Source organism: Nostoc sp. DedQUE12b, assembly GCF_034530835.1.
Lineage (GTDB): Bacteria > Cyanobacteriota > Cyanobacteriia > Cyanobacteriales > Nostocaceae > Nostoc.
In genome coordinates, this window is the sequence record NZ_JAVRCI010000011.1 from 80,737 (window position 1) to 99,004 (window position 18,268).

Below are 18,268 nucleotides of genomic sequence, written 5' to 3' on the forward strand. Positions count from 1 at the left end.
ATGTTAAGAAAGATCCGGGTAATGGATAGCCCTTGGGGAGAGGGGCTGGGGCAATACGGTTCGGATAAGCATTTTTCACTTTCCTTGTGGTCTGGGGAATGGGTTTGCGGGTAAAGGGTAAAGGATGTATTCAAAACCTTTCCCCTTTCCCCTTTCCCCTTTAACCGAACCGTATTGGGGGCTGTGGGTGAGGGCAAAACGTTGTCACCAAAAGGTTTAGCGTTAAGTTGACACCTATGAAGACTTTGCGCCCCTACAAATCTATAAATAATTTGGGATAATTTATTTTTTGCGAGTCCCTAAAGGTGCAACAAACATTTGACAAAATTCGAGCGAAAAAGTCTGAGAATTTCCGTTATCTAATCATCTTCTCTAAAGCGATTTGCAAATCTTTTGTCAAATCGCTCACAGCTTGTTTAGACGCTTGGCGATCGCCCTGACAATTTGTGAAGCGTTCTGTAACTGAAATTGCCTCTCCCACAGTGATTTGTGCCTGTCGCAAACCTAAGCGAGGTCGCCCCGGAAGTGTTGTATCCTGAATTCTAGAAAGCATATCGAATACAAGCAAAGCTGTTTCTGCAAACCGTTCCGCTGTCGGTTGCTCCTGAATATAATTAGCTGTGACTGCAACAAAACTTTCCACTATCCGCATGTGCCGCATTCGCAAGTCGGCTTCTTCTGCAATCCAGTCTGCCAAACCGCGTTTGAAGGGTGATAAAGCATTGATATCTGGCAAATCATCTCGGTAAATGTAACTCCAGCCAGCCTCTTCCAAGCGACGACAACGGTCAATAAAATTACCCTGCGCTTGAACTCCAAAATATTGCTCGGTAACTTGTAATGCCTTATCTAGTAGCCGATGGAGTCGGGCAATTAATACCTGATTAGCACTCTTCAATTCATCAGTTGAGATGGTTTTTGGGATGTCTTGATGATAGAAGCGACGATAAAACTCTTCCATCTCGGTAATCAGATATTCAGCCAACCTACAGAGGCGTTGATAGTAAATTTCTTCGCTATTGCCCGAATCAATTTCCAAAACTTTCAAGCCACTATCAGCTTCTAACTTACTCAAGAGCCAATCCAGTTTAGACCAAGGTGGCTCAACGTAGCGATATTGGATGGCGATCGGCACAACAATCACAGTTTCAGAACGGTTAGCTTTTTGTAAGTCCTCTACACACCAGAACGCCATTTGAGCAACACCAGGTTCTAAGGGGCTAACAATACCACTATGACCATTAGTACCGCCTTCTGGCGCTACTGCGATCGGGAGTTCGCCATTAGCAAACAACTCTCGTGCATTTTGGATAGCTTGCCGATCTAGTCGCCTACCACGACGAACCGGCACACCTCCCAGCAGAGAGAACAACCAACCTAGCCACTTTCCAGCCCAAACTGTCATACCCCGGTCATAAAGAAAATAGCTGTGAACCAAGGATTTTAGTGTAATACCTTTTTGACGAGCAACTTGTGGCACAATGCGAGAAAGCAAATACAGCATACACAGGGGATCTTCTACCTCTGGGTGGCGAAATGCCAACAAAAAGCGAATTTTTCCAGCCTGAAATTGTTGATAGAGTTCAGCTAATACTTCAACATTCTCGGCTTCAATCTTGACAATCCCAGCCGGTAGCCAAGGGCGAGTGCGAAACCGTAGTGCGATCGGCAGTAACCACCGAACAATCTGGAGTACCAAAGGATTCAACCTTTGGGGAATAAATTTTAGTGGTGGTTGAGTAGACTGAATCGATCTAGGCAAGTTGCTCTCCAGATTGTATTTCTAGCGATTGTATAACGTGAGGTCTTGGTTTTGCGTAAACCCGTAGCCTCTTGTAGTCAAACATTTCAAGTAGCTTTCTTCCTTCTGACTCCTGCCTCCTGCTTCTTGCCTTTCTTCTTATCAAAAATTAGTTGGGATGTTTAGGGAAATTTCGGAATAAATAGCCAAATACTGCTAAATTTAACAAAAAAACCAATATTTTTATCAGAGATATTCCCTGAATCAATTCATAAATCTCTGGGGGAATACTGATACCGACAAGTCCCAATACCAAGACATGTGCCCAACGCTTTTCGTACCATAAACCAAAAGCTTCAATAGCAGTAACAATAGCATAGATTCCTGTTCCGATACCGCTAAATGCCAGAGTTCTAGGATTTAAGTTAACAACTTTCTTTAAAAGCAAATCAATAATCATCGATTTACCTTCTAAAACATAATTTTGTGAAAACGCCTCTAGATTTTGATAATTTTTTAATGTCAATAATAAAGCGATCGAAGTAACCATAAGTAGCAAGGCGACAAATGATTTGTAGAGAACAATTGCCACTAACCCCAATGGACGCTTTTCCAAATAACCCCCTAACTAAAGATAAGTCAAATTTTGAACGCTCAAAATTACCTGAGTACTGTCAAGTCAGAGTTTGCCTCCTTTAACTAAGTAGGAATTTGAATCGGTGCAGTGGATGCAATACCATACTCTCCTCTCCCTAAACCCCTTGCCTAACAAGGAAAATAACCCCATTTTTTGATAATGAAAGGGGTTTTAATTGATTTGAATGTGCGTAGGTTAGCAAAAACCCCTTCCAATGGAGGTTAGCGGACTCGAACCGCTGACATCCTGCTTGCAAAGCAGGCGCTCTACCAACTGAGCTAAACCCCCATATTAAAATAGTAGATAACTTTGATTAGCGTTGTTATTGTAACTTATATTGTTTTATCACCAAAGGGATGAAGCCAGAAAATATTCAAGTTGTTGCAGCACTGTATAAATTTGTTAAGCTGCCAGATTTTGCCGAGAAACGAGATCCTCTGCTGTCTTACTGCCAAGCGCAAGGTGTAAAGGGGACGATTTTGCTGGCACTTGAAGGGATTAACGGTACAATTGCCGGTTCGCGTCAGGCCATTGACTCAGTTCTCTGGTTTCTGCGTTCTGACCCCCGTTTAGCAGACTTAGAATCCAAAGAGTCCTATACCGAAACTCCACCTTTTGAGCGGATGAAGGTGCGGTTGAAACAAGAAATTGTCACTTTGGGGTTGCCAGAAATTGACCCAAGTGAGCAAGTTGGTATCTATGTCAACCCTGAAGAATGGAATGATTTAATTGCCAATCCAGAAGTAACGGTAATTGACACCCGCAATAATTATGAGGTGAATATTGGTACTTTTCAAGGGGCAGAAAATCCCCAAACTGAATCATTCCGCGAATTTCCTGATTATGTGCGCCACCATCTCGACCCAACTAAACACAAAAAGGTTGCTCTCTTTTGTACAGGCGGCATTCGCTGTGAAAAAGCTTCATCCTTCATGCTTGCACAAGGTTTTACAGAAGTCTATCATCTCAAAGGCGGCATACTTAAGTATTTGCAAGAAGTTCCAGCACAAGAAAGTTTATGGGAAGGAGAATGTTTTGTTTTTGATGAACGGGTAGCCGTTAGTCATGGGTTGGAGAAAGGAAGTTATGAGTTGTGCCTCTGTTGTGGGCGTCCGATTTCAGAAGAAGATAAAGTGTCTCCAAAGTATGAGCAAGGTATCTCCTGTGCCTATTGTTTTGATAGCCTCACCGAGGAGAAAAGAGTGCGTCAGCAGGAAAAATGGCGTCACTACCAAACCCAAGTTGGGAACAAAAATCAGGATGTGAGTTGAAGAAGAATTTATAACTCATAATTCGGAATTTAAGGGCAAAATTACTGTAAATTTAGTACCGACTCCAACTTCACTTGTCACACTGATTTGACCCCTGTGAGCATCAACGCACCTTTTAACGATTACTAACCCCAATCCAGTACCCTGAATTGATTTGACATTTGAAGCTCGGTAGAATGATTCAAAAAGCCGAGCTTGGTCTGGTTCGGGAATACCAATACCTTGATCTTGAATACAAAAAGTTACGACTTTCTCAATTGGGTCACATATTAAATCAAACTGAATCTTGCCACCTTGAGGAGAATATTTAACCGCGTTTGAGAGTAGATTTCCAAATAGGTAATGTAAGAGTCCTTCATCCATTACAGCGGATGTATTCTCACTATGACAGGTAAAAATAATTTCACATACGCTGTTTTCAACAATCGAAAAATCTTCGATTAAGTCTCGACAAAATTGCTCTAAGTTAAGAGAAGCAGGGTTGTATATGAGTTTTTCTGCTTCCGCTCGACCCATAAATAGCACCTCTTCCATGAGCTTTTCCATAGATTGCACAGCACCTTGAATTCGCTTTAAATAGATACCTCTTTTTGTATCTGTCAAATTTGCTCCTTGCATTTCTATGAGTTCTACTGCCGTTTGAACAACAGTCAGGGGATTACGGAACTCATGAGATACAGTAGAGATAAATAGGGACTTGAGACGGTTAAGTTCTTGCTCCTTTTCTAATGCTTGCTCTAGCAATTTTGTTTGCCGTCGTTCGCTAAGATCCCAAAAAACAATTACTACACCATTTATCTGGTCAGTTCCTCGCTTCAGTGGTGAAGCACTATCGCCAATGGGAACTCTTTTGCCATTTTTTGTAATCAGAGATGTGAATTCCCCTAAATAAATAACCTGTTGCTCACGCAGCACTTTTGTCACAGGATTTTCTAATGTAGCTTCTGTAACTTCATCGACTATATGAAAAATCTTCGCCGCCTCATTTCCTAAAGCATCTTGTTGCTGCCAGCCGGTCAGCGCTTCAGCTGCGGGATTCATGAATGTCATCTTTCCCTGCTCATTAGTAGCGATTACAGCATCACTCATTGAGTTTAAAAGGGTTGCTAACTGATCTCGATTTTCCCGCAGTTCACGTTCTAAGCGGTGTTTTAAAAGACCAATCTCGATCGCAATTTTTAAATCTTTTGTAGTAAATGGTTTAACTATGTATCCAAAAGGCTGGGTAATTTTGGCTCTTTCTAAAGTATGATCGTCGCCATAAGCGGTTAAATAGATTATAGGTACATCTAACTGCTCGCGAATCTGACTGGCGGTAGCAATACCGTCCATATCACCTTTAAGAATAATATCCATTAATACTAGTTCTGGTTGAGTTTCCGATGCCTTGGCAATGGCAACTTTTCCAGATGAAGCTGTACCCGTAACAGTGTATCCTAGTTGACTGAGTTGACTAGCAATAGTTCTAGCCACAATCACTTCATCTTCAACGACTAAAATCCTAGCTTGACCCATTTGATATTTACTGATGCAAAGTTAACTGCTTGAATTTAATTTTGAATACTGTTCCATGATTGCGTTCTAGAGTAATTTTGCCTTCTAGTTGTTCTGTAACCAAGTCATGTACTAACGACAGACCCAAAGAATCAGTATTTCTCCAATCTAAATTATCTGGTAAACCAATCCCATTATCTCGGATAGTCATCTCAATACTATTGCCAATATTGTGTAAAGCAATACTGATTGTGCCTACTTGTTGATTGGGAAAAGCGTGTTTGAGGGCATTGGAGATTAATTCGTTAATCACCAATCCACAGGCAATAGCTTGATCAACATTCAAGCTTACTGAATCTATATCAGTTTCTAGAGCAATTTTACCAGGGCATATTTGATAGGAAATGAGCAAGCTGGCTGCTAAATTACTGATATAGTCAGCGACATCAATTTGCCCGATATTAGCGGAAGTATATAAATTTTTGTGAATTAAAGATATTGACTCAATTCGATTTTGACTTTCTCGAAGAACTTTGATTATTTCTGGATCTTTGAGTGTTTGAGACTGAAGTTGTAATAAACTGGAGACAATTTGCAAATTATTTTTAACTCGATGATGAACTTCTTTTAAAAGAACTTCTTTTTCAGCTAAGGCTGTTTTTAACTTTATTTGCGCTTTTTGTCTTTGAACAAGTTCCGTTTGAGCTTGCGCTAAGATGCTGGATTGTTGTATTGCGATCGCTAATTGCACTGTTACTTGATCGAGCAAATCTAATTGATTTTCTTCCCACTCCCGAAAATCAGAGCATTGGTGAGCAATCAGTAAACCCCAAATGTGAGAGCCAGGGTTTTGAGAGCTTACTTCTAGTAAAATCGGCACAACTAAATTTGCTTTCACCTCAAATTGTTCTAACAGGCGAATATGGCAATCAGTTAGTCCAGCTTCATAAATATTAGCGATCGCTCGTTTGCGTCCCTGATAATATTCCAATCCTGCACCTGTTTGAAAACACGTATCAAGAATCTCCACACCTAAAGAAACCGTCCATCCAGGTTCGACTGATTCTGCCATAATTGTGCCGATCATCTCTGAGTTAAATTGATAAACTACTACTCGATCAACCCCAAGTAAATCTCGCACTTCTTGAACTGTTGCATTCAAAATATCCTGAAGATTCAAAGATTGACGAATCCGTTGAGCAACAGTTCGCATCAATTGCTCCCGTTCGGCTTGAGCTTTTAGAGCTAGTTCAGTTTGCTTACGTTCTGTGATATCTTGCCCAATACCGATAATTTGACCATTTGAAAGGTAAACATTAGTCCAAGACGTATCCAATAAACGACCATCGCGCACCTGAGTTCTAAAGTCGCCCCAAATGCGTTGTGCAGACTGCATATAACTAATTACATACTGCCGATATTCAGGATTAGGGTATAGTGCTTCCAAGACATCACGAGTTTGGAAATCTTGAAATTTCCAACCGAGAATATTTTCCCATTCTTGGTTCACCCACTGGAGTTTACCGTTGGCATTGATCAGGGCAATCATCAATGGTATATTCTCAAAAATTATCCGCAAAAATTCATTTTGTTCTTGGAGTTTAGTTTCGGCATTTTTTCGGTCATTAATATCATTAAATACTGTTAAAATGGCTGACTCATTGTTAAAAACTAAATATTGTAAAGAAGCGATCGCCCAAAAATGAGTTCCATCTGCTTTTTTTAATTGCAGTTCATAATTATGAATAAAACCTTGCTGATTAAGAACCTTTAACAGTGCTTCTAAATCTGTAAAGTTATGATATAAATCTACAATTTTTTTGCGATTAACTAAATACTCTAGAGAAAACTGAAATGTGTGAAGCAACTCTGTATTAGCGTATAAAATTAACCCATCAGACACACGCGAAATAATGAATGGAACAGGAATAGCTTCAGAAATAACTCGAAATCTAGCTTCACTTTGTTGAAGAGTTCTTTCTATTTGTTTGTGTTCTGTGATGTCTCTTATATGAACTAGGCGAGCCTGATAACTGCCATAGTCTATTGCCTGTGTGAAAATTTCAACATCAATAATCTGTCCGTCTTTTCGCTGATGTCGCCATCGCCCAGTAAAGTCTAAGCTAGAATGCTTTTGTCGTAAATATTCAAGCAAGAGAGGTACATTTTCTGAAGGGCGAATGTCAGTTATTCGCATTTGCAAGAACTCTTCTCGTGAGTAGCCGTAGTGAGAAACAGCAGCTTCATTTACATCTAAAAATTGCAGATTATTTTGGTTATATACCCACATCGGGTTGGGATTTTTAGAGAAAAGTAAATTAAAACTCCTTTGGCTTTCATTTTCAGGAAATAGCATTAGTGGTTGTGTAATAAAAGTTTTTATTATGTACTAAAATTTAATAAATTTAAATCTGAAACAATTATTAATTTTTGGCAAAATTTGTTTTTATGATTCGATTCTACTGATTCAGAATTCTTTGCATAAGCTCTTTGATATTTAGAGATAAAAAAAATCGATCTGTACTCAAAGAGACTTCCTACAGAGGTATATGTCGCTTCAATCTTCATGCGAATCTCGCAGTGTAAAATATGTCTGATAGTTTACACTAAGGAAATATCGCTTGCACAGCTTGTGAGAAGAAAAATAGCCTGAAATGCTTACACGCTAAAGAATGTGGCAATTTATGATAAAACAACAAAGAGCCTTTATTCGCAATAAGCATTATTTAATGATAAAAAAGTGGGTTCAAGCAACTTGTCAGAGCAACAAGCAATACTTAGATCAAGCATTACCACTGTTTAAAAATTATAAAATTGTAGTCCTGGGAGAGCGCGAATTTTGTTGATCAAAATCGGCAAACTGACTCACAGGACAGAAAGTGTACTTTTGTTAACGTATAAAAAAGGATGCTTTATAGAAATAGAAAATATCGCAAGTAAATGGAAACGTAAGTATTTAGGAGTTTCACCATCGATATGGATGGTTTATCCTCACAAACTTAGATACTTTAGAATTTACTATCAAAGCCTATAAAGAACGGTTTGATATTGATTGAATTAATAAGATTACTTTTATAGCACCCGCCAAGGCGGCTAGTACAAGTGGATGAAATTTTGCAAATGCACTGAACTTGCAATTCTTATACATTTAAACAAAAAGCGCTCTCACTAAAAGGAGAGCGCTTTCTCATTTAGCTAAACTTCAGAATTAACCGTTGATAGCAGGAGCGGAAAGAGCTACAGGAGCGGAATCGCCAGCAGCCAAATCGAGAGGGAAGTTGTGAGCGTTACGCTCGTGCATTACTTCCATACCCAAGTTAGCGCGGTTGATTACATCTGCCCAAGTTGAAATCACACGACCTTCAGAGTCAATGATTGATTGGTTGAAGTTGAAACCGTTCAAGTTGAACGCCATTGTGCTGACACCCAAGGCGGTGAACCAGATGCCGATTACAGGCCATGCTGCGAGGAAGAAGTGCAGTGAACGGCTGTTGTTGAAGGAAGCGTATTGGAAGATTAACCGACCGAAGTAGCCGTGAGCCGCAACGATGTTGTAGGTTTCTTCTTCTTGTCCGAACTTGTAACCGTAGTTTTGAGATTCGGTTTCGGTGGTTTCACGAACCAAGGAGGAAGTTACCAAACTTCCGTGCATTGCACTGAACAAGCTTCCGCCGAATACACCAGCTACACCTAATTGGTGGAAGGGGTGCATCAAGATGTTGTGTTCTGCTTGGAACACGATCATGAAGTTGAAGGTTCCACTTATACCCAAGGGCATACCATCGCTGAATGATCCTTGTCCGATGGGGTATACCAAGAATACTGCGCTTGCTGCTGCAACTGGAGCAGAATATGCAATTGCAATCCAAGGACGCATACCTAAGCGGTAGGATAGTTCCCACTCACGACCCATGTAGCAGAATACGCCAATCAGGAAGTGGAAAATTACCAATTGGTAAGGACCGCCGTTGTACAACCACTCATCAAGTGATGCTGCTTCCCAAATTGGGTAGAAGTGCAAACCGATTGCGTTGGAGGAAGGTACTACTGCACCGGAGATGATGTTGTTTCCGTAAATTAAGGAACCTGCTACTGGTTCGCGGATACCATCTATGTCTACTGGAGGAGCGGCGATGAAGGCGATTACGAAGCAAGCAGTGGCGGCTAGCAAGGTTGGAATCATTACTACGCCGAACCAACCGATGTAGATCCGGTTGTTGGTGCTGGTGATCCATTCGCAGAATCGATCCCATACATTGGCGCTTTGGCGCTGTTGTAAGGTTGTTGTCATTGTTTTATAAGTGCGGTTAGTTATTTATGAATACAGGCGGTTTTGTCTTTGCCTGTGAAACTACTTTACACTGCTTTACAAAAATTAATCAAGTTTTATTACTTCAGTAAAGCTGATACAAGTCATTAGTTTTACTTATTTAAAAGCAAAAACGAGGCAGGAATACGCCGAAGCTCTCTTTTGTATGACAGCACATATCTGGTTATATATATGGCTCTTTAAAATCGCTGTCTAATTTATGTCTAAGATTGCTCAACGGGAGTAACCCTTTATTCGCGCAGCCTTTTGTAAAAAAGTAAGAAGTTCTGATTCCAAAGACTGGCCCTGTATTACACGAATTAAAAAGGGCTACAAGTATTATTTACTTACTTATCTGGGAATAATAGCTTTGTATATTACCGCTATTCTAAAAAATTAACCCTCAGCTTACCACTGAGGGCTTTTTTTGTTTGGCAAAATGGCATATCTGTAAATTAGAGGGTTGCTATGGTATTGAAGTAGGATACATTCCATGCGAAAGTACTGACTTGCATTACCCCTGGTAGTTTGCCAGGGGTTTTTATTTTAACTGAGAGCGATCGCTCTTAAATATTTTGCTGAAAAATTTATTTTTAACGATTTTGAGATAAATAATTTTAGCATTCCCTGCTTTTGGGAATTAATTAGCGATCGCGATTTTAATTCAACCAGGGAATTGACAATAAATATAAGCTTATATCAAGTGGAAAAATCAAGTACAACGAATTAACGATGACAGACGCTAAAAATGTAATCGATGGAAACCTAGAGGTTTGCTGTACTTCTCCCGTGACTGGGTTTTACCGCGACGGTTTTTGTCGTACAGGTGGTCAAGATTTCGGCTCGCATGTCGTATGTGCCCAAGTGACATCAGAATTCCTGGAGTTTACCAAATCACAAGGAAACGACCTCAGCACACCTGTTCCTGATTTTAATTTTCCTGGATTGAAGCCTGGCGATCGCTGGTGTTTGTGTGCTTCTCGCTGGCAAGAAGCTCTAGAAGCTGGCGTCGCTCCACCTGTCATACTTTCAGCAACCCATGCTAGAGCTTTGGAAGTAGTTTCTCTAGACGAACTCAAAAAACATGCTCTAAGTTCGTCTTGATTGGGCATTGGGCATGGGAAAGAGGCAGAGGGGCAGGGTGCGGGGGGCAAAGGGGAAAACTCTCCTCCCCTGCTCCCCTGCTCTCCTGCTCCCACTCCCAGTCCAAATCAACTCACTGGAACTTCAACAGGCAGTTCTAATACATTGATAACCGCAGAAATCAATTTATTAGGGTCAATTGGCTTAGATAAATGCTGCTGAAACCCTGCTGAAAGTGCTTCCAAGCGGTCTTCCTCTCGCGTGTATGCTGTTAAAGCGATCGCGGGGATACGTCCGCCTTTTTCTGGTTCTAAAGAGCGGAGTTTCCGAATAAGTGTATAACCATCTTGCCCTGACATGCCGATGTCGCTAATTAGGATATCTGGTTTTGCTTGTTCAAGTACTGCTAGCACTTCATCAACTGAAGCTACGGCAGTGGCAAAAGCCCCATACTCCTCAAACATAAAACTGAGAAAGTTACGGGTATCTGCTTCATCATCTACAACTAACACTCTTAATCCAGCAAGAGGCGTAGATGCTATAGGAGAGGAATTTTTTCCTGTTGCTTCTCTATTCCCCCTATTGTCTTGTAGAAGTGGTAGTCTTACAGTAAAGGTTGCTCCTTGCCCAGTGCCTGAACTTTGGGCAAAGATTGTACCCTTGTGCAGTTCGACTAAATGACGGACGATCGCTAATCCTAGTCCTAGTCCATTGTGCGATCGCGTTGTGGTACTGTCTGCTTGGCGAAAACGCTCAAATACTTTGGGTAAAAACTCGGAACTGATACCAACGCCCGTATCGATAACTTCAATTTGGGCGTACTGAGATTTTAAATTTTGAATTTGGGATTGTAGATTACTGCTTTCATCAATGTTTGAAGAGGCTAAATTTTTACCATCAACTCCCAATCCAAAACCGTTCGACTGAGCGCTCACGCTGAAGTCTGAAATCGAAAATCCAACATGCTTTGATAGCCTAACCTCTACCCTACCGCCTTTAGGGGTAAACTTTATTGCATTAGTTAGTAGGTTCCAGACAATTTGTTGTAAACGGGCTGGATCGCCATAAACTGACCCTATCGAAGTATCCAGCACAGTATTTAATTGAATATCTTTTGGTTCTGCTAGGGGACGAACTGCATCTAATGCCGCCTCCATCACTGTGAGCAGATTCACTGCCGATACGTTTAACCGCAACTGACCACGGATAATTCGAGATACGTCCAAGATATCCTCAATTAGTTGCATCTGAGATATGGCGTTGCGTTCGATCGCCTCCAAAGCGCGGGAAGTGGCTTTTTCGTCAAGTTTCTTGGCGCGGAGGATTTTTGACCAGCCGAGCATTGAGGTTAAAGGCGTGCGGAGTTCATGGGAGAGAACAGCTAGAAACTCATCTTTCATCCGATTTGCGGCTTCTGCTTCCTGTCTTGCCGTTTGTTCTCGAATTACTTGAGCGCGGACTTCTTCTGCTTGCTTGCGTTCGGTAATATCTTCAAGAGTGCCTACATAACCTAACAAGTCTCCTTGACTGGAAAGCATCGGTGATGAGCGAACTTGAACCCAACGAATGTTACCGTGAGCAGCTTGAAAGCGAAATTCTTCTGAGTATTCCCGACCTTCACAAATGTAAGCAGACCAACTAGCGATCGCTCGTTCTCTGTCTTCTGGATAAACAGATTCCAGCCATCTCTTTTCTAAACTATCTGTGGCTTTCAAGCCACAAATTGTCCGATATCGGGGATTAGTATATTTACAGTCACCTTCGGTATCAGTTTCAAAAATGCCAACGGGTGAGCAGGTACTTAGCGATCGGAATCGTTCTTCACTTTGCCTGAGTTCAGTATTCACAGCTACCAATTGCGCTGTTTGTTGCTTGATGGCTTCTGTTTTCTTAAATAGTTCTACGAATACTGTGACTTTAGAAGTCAAGATATTAGGGTCTAATGGTTTGAGCAGATAATCAACAGCACCCAAGGCATAACCTTTAAACAGCATTTGGTCGCTGGTGCTAAAGGCGGTGAGAAAGATAATTGGAGTGTGACGCGATCGCCCCCGATTGCGAATTAAGGTAGCAGTTTCAAAGCCATCCATCCCTGGCATTTGCACATCCAGCAAAATCACCGCAAAATCTTGATGCAGCAGACACCTCAAAGCTTCTTCCCCAGAAGTAGCTCTCACGAGATTCTCCCCTAATTTTTCTAGGATTGCCTCTAGTGCCAGCAAATTTTCTAGTTTATCATCCACTAGGAGGATGTTTACTTTCGATTCCATCTGCATCGGTTTATTTCTGTGATGATTGACAAAGCTTGACCATCTGGGAAGCAATGTTTGAGAGTGTCAAAATCCAGTCTACTGTAATAGCAGAAATTGCTGCCTCTGGCATAATGTCACTCTCTGCTGTGGCAGGTTCTTGTACAATAGTAATTCCTCCCCGCGCTTTTATTTTCTTAAGACCTTGCATACCATCTTGGTTTGCTCCTGTCAATATTACACCAATAACTTCTTCTGTGTAGACATCGGCTGCCGACTCAAACAGCACATCAATAGATGGTCTAGCATAAGAAACAGGTTCGTCAGTCGAGAGAGCAAAGTGACCTGGTTCAACCAGTAAGTGATAATCTGCTGGGGCTATGTAAATATATCCCGTTAGTATTTCGTCCTTATCTTCCACTTCGCGAATTTTCAACAAGGTGGATTCTTGTAATAACTCCTGGAGTGTGTTATTAGACTCTTTGTGACGGTGTTGCACGATCGCGATCGGTACAGGGAAGTCTGCTGGTAAATTACCCAGGACAATTTTCAATGCTGATAATCCGCCTAAAGAAGTACCAATTACAACAATTTTAAACGACACTTGTTTCGCCCTCACACCTGTGGAATGGGGGTTATGTAAATAGCAAAGGGTATTTCATACTGAATCAGTCAGTATTTTCCTGCTTCTTTGCTCTTACCAGTAACCCATGTTTAGGTGCAAAAATCATTGCTATGATAAACAACAAGGTTTGTAACACCACTATACAACCCCCAGTTGCACCATCGATATGATAGCTGATGTAAGTCCCCATGACACTAGAAAATACGCCCGATGCCATTGCAATTAGTATCATGTGGTCGAAACGGTCTGTTAATAAATAAGCCGTTGCTCCTGGAGTAACTAACATCGCTACAACTAGAATAATTCCCACTGTCTGGAGTCCGGCGACAGCAGTTAGCGATAGTAATGATAGTAAAATATAGTGCAGCGCTCCTGTGTTCAAGCCGATGGAACGTGCATGAGTGGGGTCAAAACAAAATAATAGTAGGTCTTTGCGTAAAATAGCTATTGTTACTAAAGTAATTACGCTAATAATCACCGTTTGGATAATGTCTTCATTAGAAATACCCAAGACATTCCCAAACAAAATGTGCGTCAAGTCTACGCTGCTGGGAGTTTTGGAAACTAGTACCAAACCTAGAGCAAAAAATCCTGTAAATACAAGTCCGATGACAGTATCTTCTTTAATTCTCGTCTTCGCTTTGATATAACCGATCGCAATAACTGAACCCACTCCAAAAACAAAAGCACCCACAGCAAAAGGGATATTTAAAACATAAGCAATTACAACCCCAGGCATTACCGCATGAGAAACAGCATCTCCCATTAATGCCCAACCTTTGAGGGTCATAAAACAAGATAAAACAGAACATACTACCCCAACTAAGGCACTTACACAAATTGCCTTCACCATGAATTCATGCTGTAGTGGTGTAGTGAACCAGTCTAAGAATGCGAGAGTATTCATATTTTTATAACTTTAATCTAAGTAATATCAATTAGCAATTATCCATTAATCCGATTCACTTTTACTTCCACGGATTATCTGACTTTTGCTGAGAGATAAATCTCCTAGAGAACCGCCAAAAGTCCGTGAGAGATTCTCTTCTGTAAAGACTTCGGATGTATCACCATAAGCTAGAATAGTCCGATTAATGAGTACTACTTGGTCACAAAAAGTAGTGATAGAAGCTAAGTCATGGGTAGAAATTAAAATTGTATGACCTTCTTCTCGCAATTCCAGCAATAAGTCAATCATCGCTTTTTCTGTTTTGATATCTACCCCAGTAAAAGGTTCATCTAATAATAAAACTGTTCCCTGTTGTGCCAAAGCACGGGCAAGAAAGGCACGTTTCTTCTGTCCCCCAGAGAGTTCTCCAATTTGGCGATCGCGCATCGACCACATTTGAACCCTTTCCAAACTTTCCCTCACCACTCTTTGATCGTTCGCCGATGGAATTCGCAGTATATTCATGTATCCGTAGCGTCCCATCATCACCACATCATGGACACTTACTGGAAAATTCCAGTCCACTTCTTCTGACTGTGGTACATAAGCAACCAAGCTTTTTTTCTGCACACTTCTTATCGGTAATCCATTAATCAAAACCCGTCCTGTAACTGGTTTCAAAAAACCCATAATTGCCTTAAATAGGGTTGATTTACCGCTACCATTCATCCCCACCAAGCCACTGATTGAACCTGTTTGAATTTGCAAAGAAGCACCATGTAAAGCAACTTTGCCGTGATAAGAAACTGTCAAATTTTCGACATCAATACTAATAGATTTCACAAAAAATCACCTCTAAAATAAATTAATAGTTTGTAGTGAGCGGCTCTAGTCATCTTTCCAAAGACGTAACGTTTTCCAGAGAACAAAATAGGACTAAATTCGTTACTACAAGCTTATTTTCAATAGTTAGATTTATTCTTGCATACTTGCTCATTTTTCCTCTAATCCCTGAGTTAGAGTATTAATATTACCTTCTAGCAACTTGAGATAAGTTGGTGCTGGCCCGTTTGCTGGAGATAGGGAATCAACATAAAACACTCCACCAAACCTTGCTCCCGATTCTCTAGCTACCTGACGTTGCGCTCCATCGTTTACTGTACTTTCACAGAAAACTACAGGTATTTTATTTTTTTTAACTATATCAATGACTTTTTCTAGCTGTTTGGGAGTAGCTTGTTGTTCAGAGTTGACTGCCCAAAGATAAGCTTCTTTTAAGCCATAATCGCGGGTGACGTATGAGAAAGCACCTTCACAGCTTACCATGTAGCGCTTGTCTGCTGGAACTACCGACACGGCTTTTCGCAGTTTCTCATCAACTTCCTTAATCTTTTGGCTGTATGCTTTGGCATTGGTGTTATAAGTCTCTGCATTCGCTGAGTCCAAATTAACCAATGCTTTACGAATATTCTCTACGTAAATTAAGGCATTTTCTGGTGACATCCAAGCATGGGGATTAGGTTTCCCTTTGTAAGCATCCTCCGCAATTTCAACAGGCTTAATTCCCTCACTTAAGGTAACGTGAGGGACATTAGGGACACTGTTATACAATTTCTGTGCCCAACGCTCTAAATTCAGACCATTATTCAAAATTAGGTCTGCTTTTTGCGCCCTCACCAAATCACTAGGAGTTGGTTCGTAACCATGAATTTCTGCCCCTGGTTTGGTCAAAGATTCAACAATCGCCTTATCTCCTGCCACGTTTTGCGCCATATCTGCAATGACTGTAAAGGTGGTAAGAACTACTTTTTTACCTTTTTTATCTAGGTTGGTGTTAGTTGTGCCTGGGTTTGGACTTAACTGTGGTTGAGAATTGGAGATTGACGGGCTACACCCACTCAAACATAGCCACAATAGCAGCCCAGACGCTACAGCCAATTTTTGTCCGTGCTGCGGTAGTTGCATCTGAAAGTTATTGATATTAAATATCATTATAGCAATTTCATAATCTTCTCACTTTTGTCTCACTTTAGCAGAAGTAAGATAAAAATGAAATAATTATGAAAATAATATTAGAGCCAAAAAGCGAACTTATTGCAATAAACTGTATTTCTGAGTTTTGACTTAACCTTGATTCCTTACTTTTGTCTTTTTAAAGGGCTTATTGAGTGATTAAAATATTTTTGTTATTTACATCACAAACAAATATTTTATTATTGTGAAATACTTTACAGACAAATATGATATTTCGACTTTTTTATATTTTATAAATTGCAAAACTAAATACATTATGAAAATATTTTTTTGTTAAACAACTAACTTTTAAAAGTTTAATATTTATTGTTTTGACAATTCATAAAAATTTACTTAAGCTAAAGGATAGGTTAAGCAAATCAACAAACGACAGCGATTTGATTTAGCTACATCAAGAATTGCTGTTGCAGACTATTGGCATAAGGAAATGAATCAAAACAAAAATTATTCCATGTAGGCAATTTAACCAAATTTGGCTACAAAAAGCTAAGACATGATTAAGCGTATTGAACCACGCAGATATTGAACAGAATCCGATCAATTATGGATGGATACTTGTGGTGATGTTAGTGAGTATCCATAAATTATTGAAGCTTGACTAGCAATTTTAGATTTTTGATTAGGGTCTTCTAGTTTATATCTCGTCTGGGACGGAATAAATCTAAAAGACGCTCACTAAGACTGCGCGATCGCCAATCCAAAATCCAAAATCCAAAATTTATTGACCAAAGTGCGGTAGATATGTCCAGGAGAAGACGATGCTTGAGTATTTGACATCTTTGAACGACCACAATTTGCCCTATCCAGATACGATTCATCCCATCGTTGTCCACTTCGTAATTGCGATGGTGTTGTTTTCCTTTTTCTGCGATGTAATTGGCTATTTTACTGGTAAATCCGGTCTTTTTGAGGTGAGTTGGTGGAATATGTTAGTTGCCACGATCGCCATCTTCGTCGCGATTATTTTTGGTCAGTTTGAAGCGGGTTTAGCACAGCCTTACAGTTTAGCGAAATCGGTGCTGAATTTGCATACGCTAATTGGTTGGTCGCTTTCAGGAATTATCACAGCGATTACAGCTTGGCGCTATGTAATTCGTGCCCGCAATCCGAAAAAAGTACCGATTTACTATTTGGGAGCCGGACTAATTTTAACCTTAATAGTTGGCTTACAAGTATATCTCGGAGATGAACTTGTTTGGGTGTATGGATTGCATACCGTACCAGTTGTGGAAGCAGTAAAGGATGGTCTGTTGCGATGAACTCAGAATTAATTGATCAATTGAGCGGCTCTTTAGGCGCAAACGGATTACCTTACACAATTCCCATTCATCCCAACTTAGTCCATTTGACAATAGGTTTGTTCATCATTGGAATGACCTTTGATATTGTCGGTGTTCTGTTCCCCTTTGAAAAATGGGTCTTCAAATTTTTGGCAATTACTGTCGAACGTGACAACTTATTTGCTGTTGGCTGGTACAACATGTTAGCTGCCAGCATCATCACATTTTTCACAGTGGGAGCAGGTTTTTACGAAATGCTGTTGGCAACACCACCAGCGGATCTGAAGAGTGCCTGGGGATTGCAGGCAATGGAAACTATGCTTTGGCATGGTGTGGGTGGTGTGTTCTTATTAGCGCTGATTGTTGGCATGACCATCTGGAGAGCATGGCAGCGCTTCGTTTGGGGCAAACAAGAATATAAACAGACAGATAGAGAAGTGCAATGGATCTATCTGTTCGCAGGCATTGCAATCATGTTCGTTATGTACATCCACGGCACACTAGGAGCGCAACTAGCCGCCGAATTTGGCGTACACAATACAGCAGATAATTTGCTGCGATCGCACCAAGACCTCAACACAACACTCAAATAAGTCATTTGTCCTTTGACTAATGCCCCATGCCCCATGCCCAATACCCAATACCCAATGCCCAAT

14 protein-coding genes and 1 tRNA gene are annotated in these 18,268 nt (G+C 40.6%); 4 read left to right on the forward strand and 11 right to left on the reverse strand.

What is annotated here, in order from left to right; all coding sequences use genetic code 11:
* Window positions 1-355 precede the first annotated feature (355 nt).
* The 3 genes from RMY16_RS08260 to RMY16_RS08270 all read right to left on the reverse strand — a co-directional run bounded on the left by RMY16_RS08260 (window position 356) and on the right by RMY16_RS08270 (window position 2,666).
* Window positions 356-1,762 (reverse strand): 1-acyl-sn-glycerol-3-phosphate acyltransferase, encoded by a 1,407-nt coding sequence (locus RMY16_RS08260; protein ID WP_322735972.1) that lies wholly within the window; start codon window positions 1,760-1,762, stop codon window positions 356-358.
* Between the two features lie 148 nt (window positions 1,763-1,910).
* The gene (locus RMY16_RS08265; protein WP_322735973.1) at window positions 1,911-2,357 is read right to left on the reverse strand and encodes a DUF2127 domain-containing protein; all 447 of its coding nucleotides are present in this window, start codon (window positions 2,355-2,357) and stop codon (window positions 1,911-1,913) included.
* A 236-nt stretch (window positions 2,358-2,593) separates the two neighbouring features.
* Window positions 2,594-2,666, reverse strand: a tRNA-Ala gene (locus RMY16_RS08270).
* A gap of 68 nt (window positions 2,667-2,734) precedes the next feature.
* On the opposite strand from RMY16_RS08270, the gene RMY16_RS08275 reads away from it, so the two are divergent.
* On the forward strand, window positions 2,735-3,649 hold the full coding sequence (locus RMY16_RS08275; protein WP_322735974.1) for a rhodanese-related sulfurtransferase: 915 nt from the start codon (window positions 2,735-2,737) through the stop codon (window positions 3,647-3,649).
* 15 nt (window positions 3,650-3,664) lie between these two features.
* On the opposite strand, the gene RMY16_RS08280 is transcribed toward RMY16_RS08275, so the two are convergent.
* From RMY16_RS08280 to psbA, 3 genes are all read right to left on the reverse strand, one after another.
* The gene (locus tag RMY16_RS08280; RefSeq protein WP_322735975.1) at window positions 3,665-5,164 is read right to left on the reverse strand and encodes an ATP-binding protein; all 1,500 of its coding nucleotides are present in this window, start codon (window positions 5,162-5,164) and stop codon (window positions 3,665-3,667) included.
* Window positions 5,165-5,171: 7 nt separating this feature from the next.
* A complete protein-coding gene (locus RMY16_RS08285; RefSeq protein WP_322735976.1) occupies window positions 5,172-7,499 on the reverse strand; it encodes a PAS domain S-box protein in 2,328 nt (775 codons plus the stop codon).
* An 852-nt stretch (window positions 7,500-8,351) separates the two neighbouring features.
* Window positions 8,352-9,434 (reverse strand): photosystem II q(b) protein, encoded by a 1,083-nt coding sequence (psbA, locus tag RMY16_RS08290; RefSeq protein WP_322735977.1) that lies wholly within the window; start codon window positions 9,432-9,434, stop codon window positions 8,352-8,354.
* Between the two features lie 750 nt (window positions 9,435-10,184).
* Here psbA and RMY16_RS08295 point away from each other — a divergent pair.
* Window positions 10,185-10,556: a DUF2237 domain-containing protein gene (locus tag RMY16_RS08295; RefSeq protein ID WP_322666773.1), complete on the forward strand. Its 372-nt coding sequence runs from the start codon at window positions 10,185-10,187 to the stop codon at window positions 10,554-10,556.
* Between the two features lie 107 nt (window positions 10,557-10,663).
* Here the strand turns inward: RMY16_RS08295 and RMY16_RS08300 are convergent, their stop codons facing one another.
* From RMY16_RS08300 to RMY16_RS08320, 5 genes are all read right to left on the reverse strand, one after another.
* Window positions 10,664-12,811 carry a response regulator gene (locus tag RMY16_RS08300; RefSeq protein ID WP_322735978.1) on the reverse strand — a complete coding sequence of 716 codons (2,148 nt, stop codon included), beginning with the start codon at window positions 12,809-12,811 and terminating at the stop codon, window positions 10,664-10,666.
* A 4-nt stretch (window positions 12,812-12,815) separates the two neighbouring features.
* Window positions 12,816-13,388, reverse strand: a complete 573-nt coding sequence (locus tag RMY16_RS08305) for a chemotaxis protein CheB (RefSeq protein WP_322735979.1) — start codon at window positions 13,386-13,388, stop codon at window positions 12,816-12,818.
* A gap of 64 nt (window positions 13,389-13,452) precedes the next feature.
* Window positions 13,453-14,316, reverse strand: coding sequence for a metal ABC transporter permease (locus RMY16_RS08310; protein WP_322666777.1), 864 nt, complete (start codon window positions 14,314-14,316; stop codon window positions 13,453-13,455).
* Window positions 14,317-14,361: 45 nt separating this feature from the next.
* Complete coding sequence (locus tag RMY16_RS08315; protein WP_322735980.1) at window positions 14,362-15,141, reverse strand: metal ABC transporter ATP-binding protein; 780 nt, start codon at window positions 15,139-15,141, stop codon at window positions 14,362-14,364.
* A gap of 150 nt (window positions 15,142-15,291) precedes the next feature.
* Window positions 15,292-16,263: a metal ABC transporter substrate-binding protein gene (locus RMY16_RS08320; protein ID WP_416211655.1), complete on the reverse strand. Its 972-nt coding sequence runs from the start codon at window positions 16,261-16,263 to the stop codon at window positions 15,292-15,294.
* Between the two features lie 827 nt (window positions 16,264-17,090).
* On the opposite strand from RMY16_RS08320, the gene RMY16_RS08325 reads away from it, so the two are divergent.
* Both RMY16_RS08325 and RMY16_RS08330 read left to right on the forward strand, forming a co-directional pair.
* A complete protein-coding gene (locus RMY16_RS08325) occupies window positions 17,091-17,591 on the forward strand; it encodes a DUF2231 domain-containing protein (RefSeq protein WP_322735982.1) in 501 nt (166 codons plus the stop codon).
* Complete coding sequence (locus RMY16_RS08330) at window positions 17,588-18,205, forward strand: DUF2231 domain-containing protein (protein WP_322735983.1); 618 nt, start codon at window positions 17,588-17,590, stop codon at window positions 18,203-18,205. The genes RMY16_RS08325 and RMY16_RS08330 overlap by 4 nt, the downstream gene beginning before the upstream one ends.
* The last annotated feature ends 63 nt before the right edge of the window (window positions 18,206-18,268 follow it).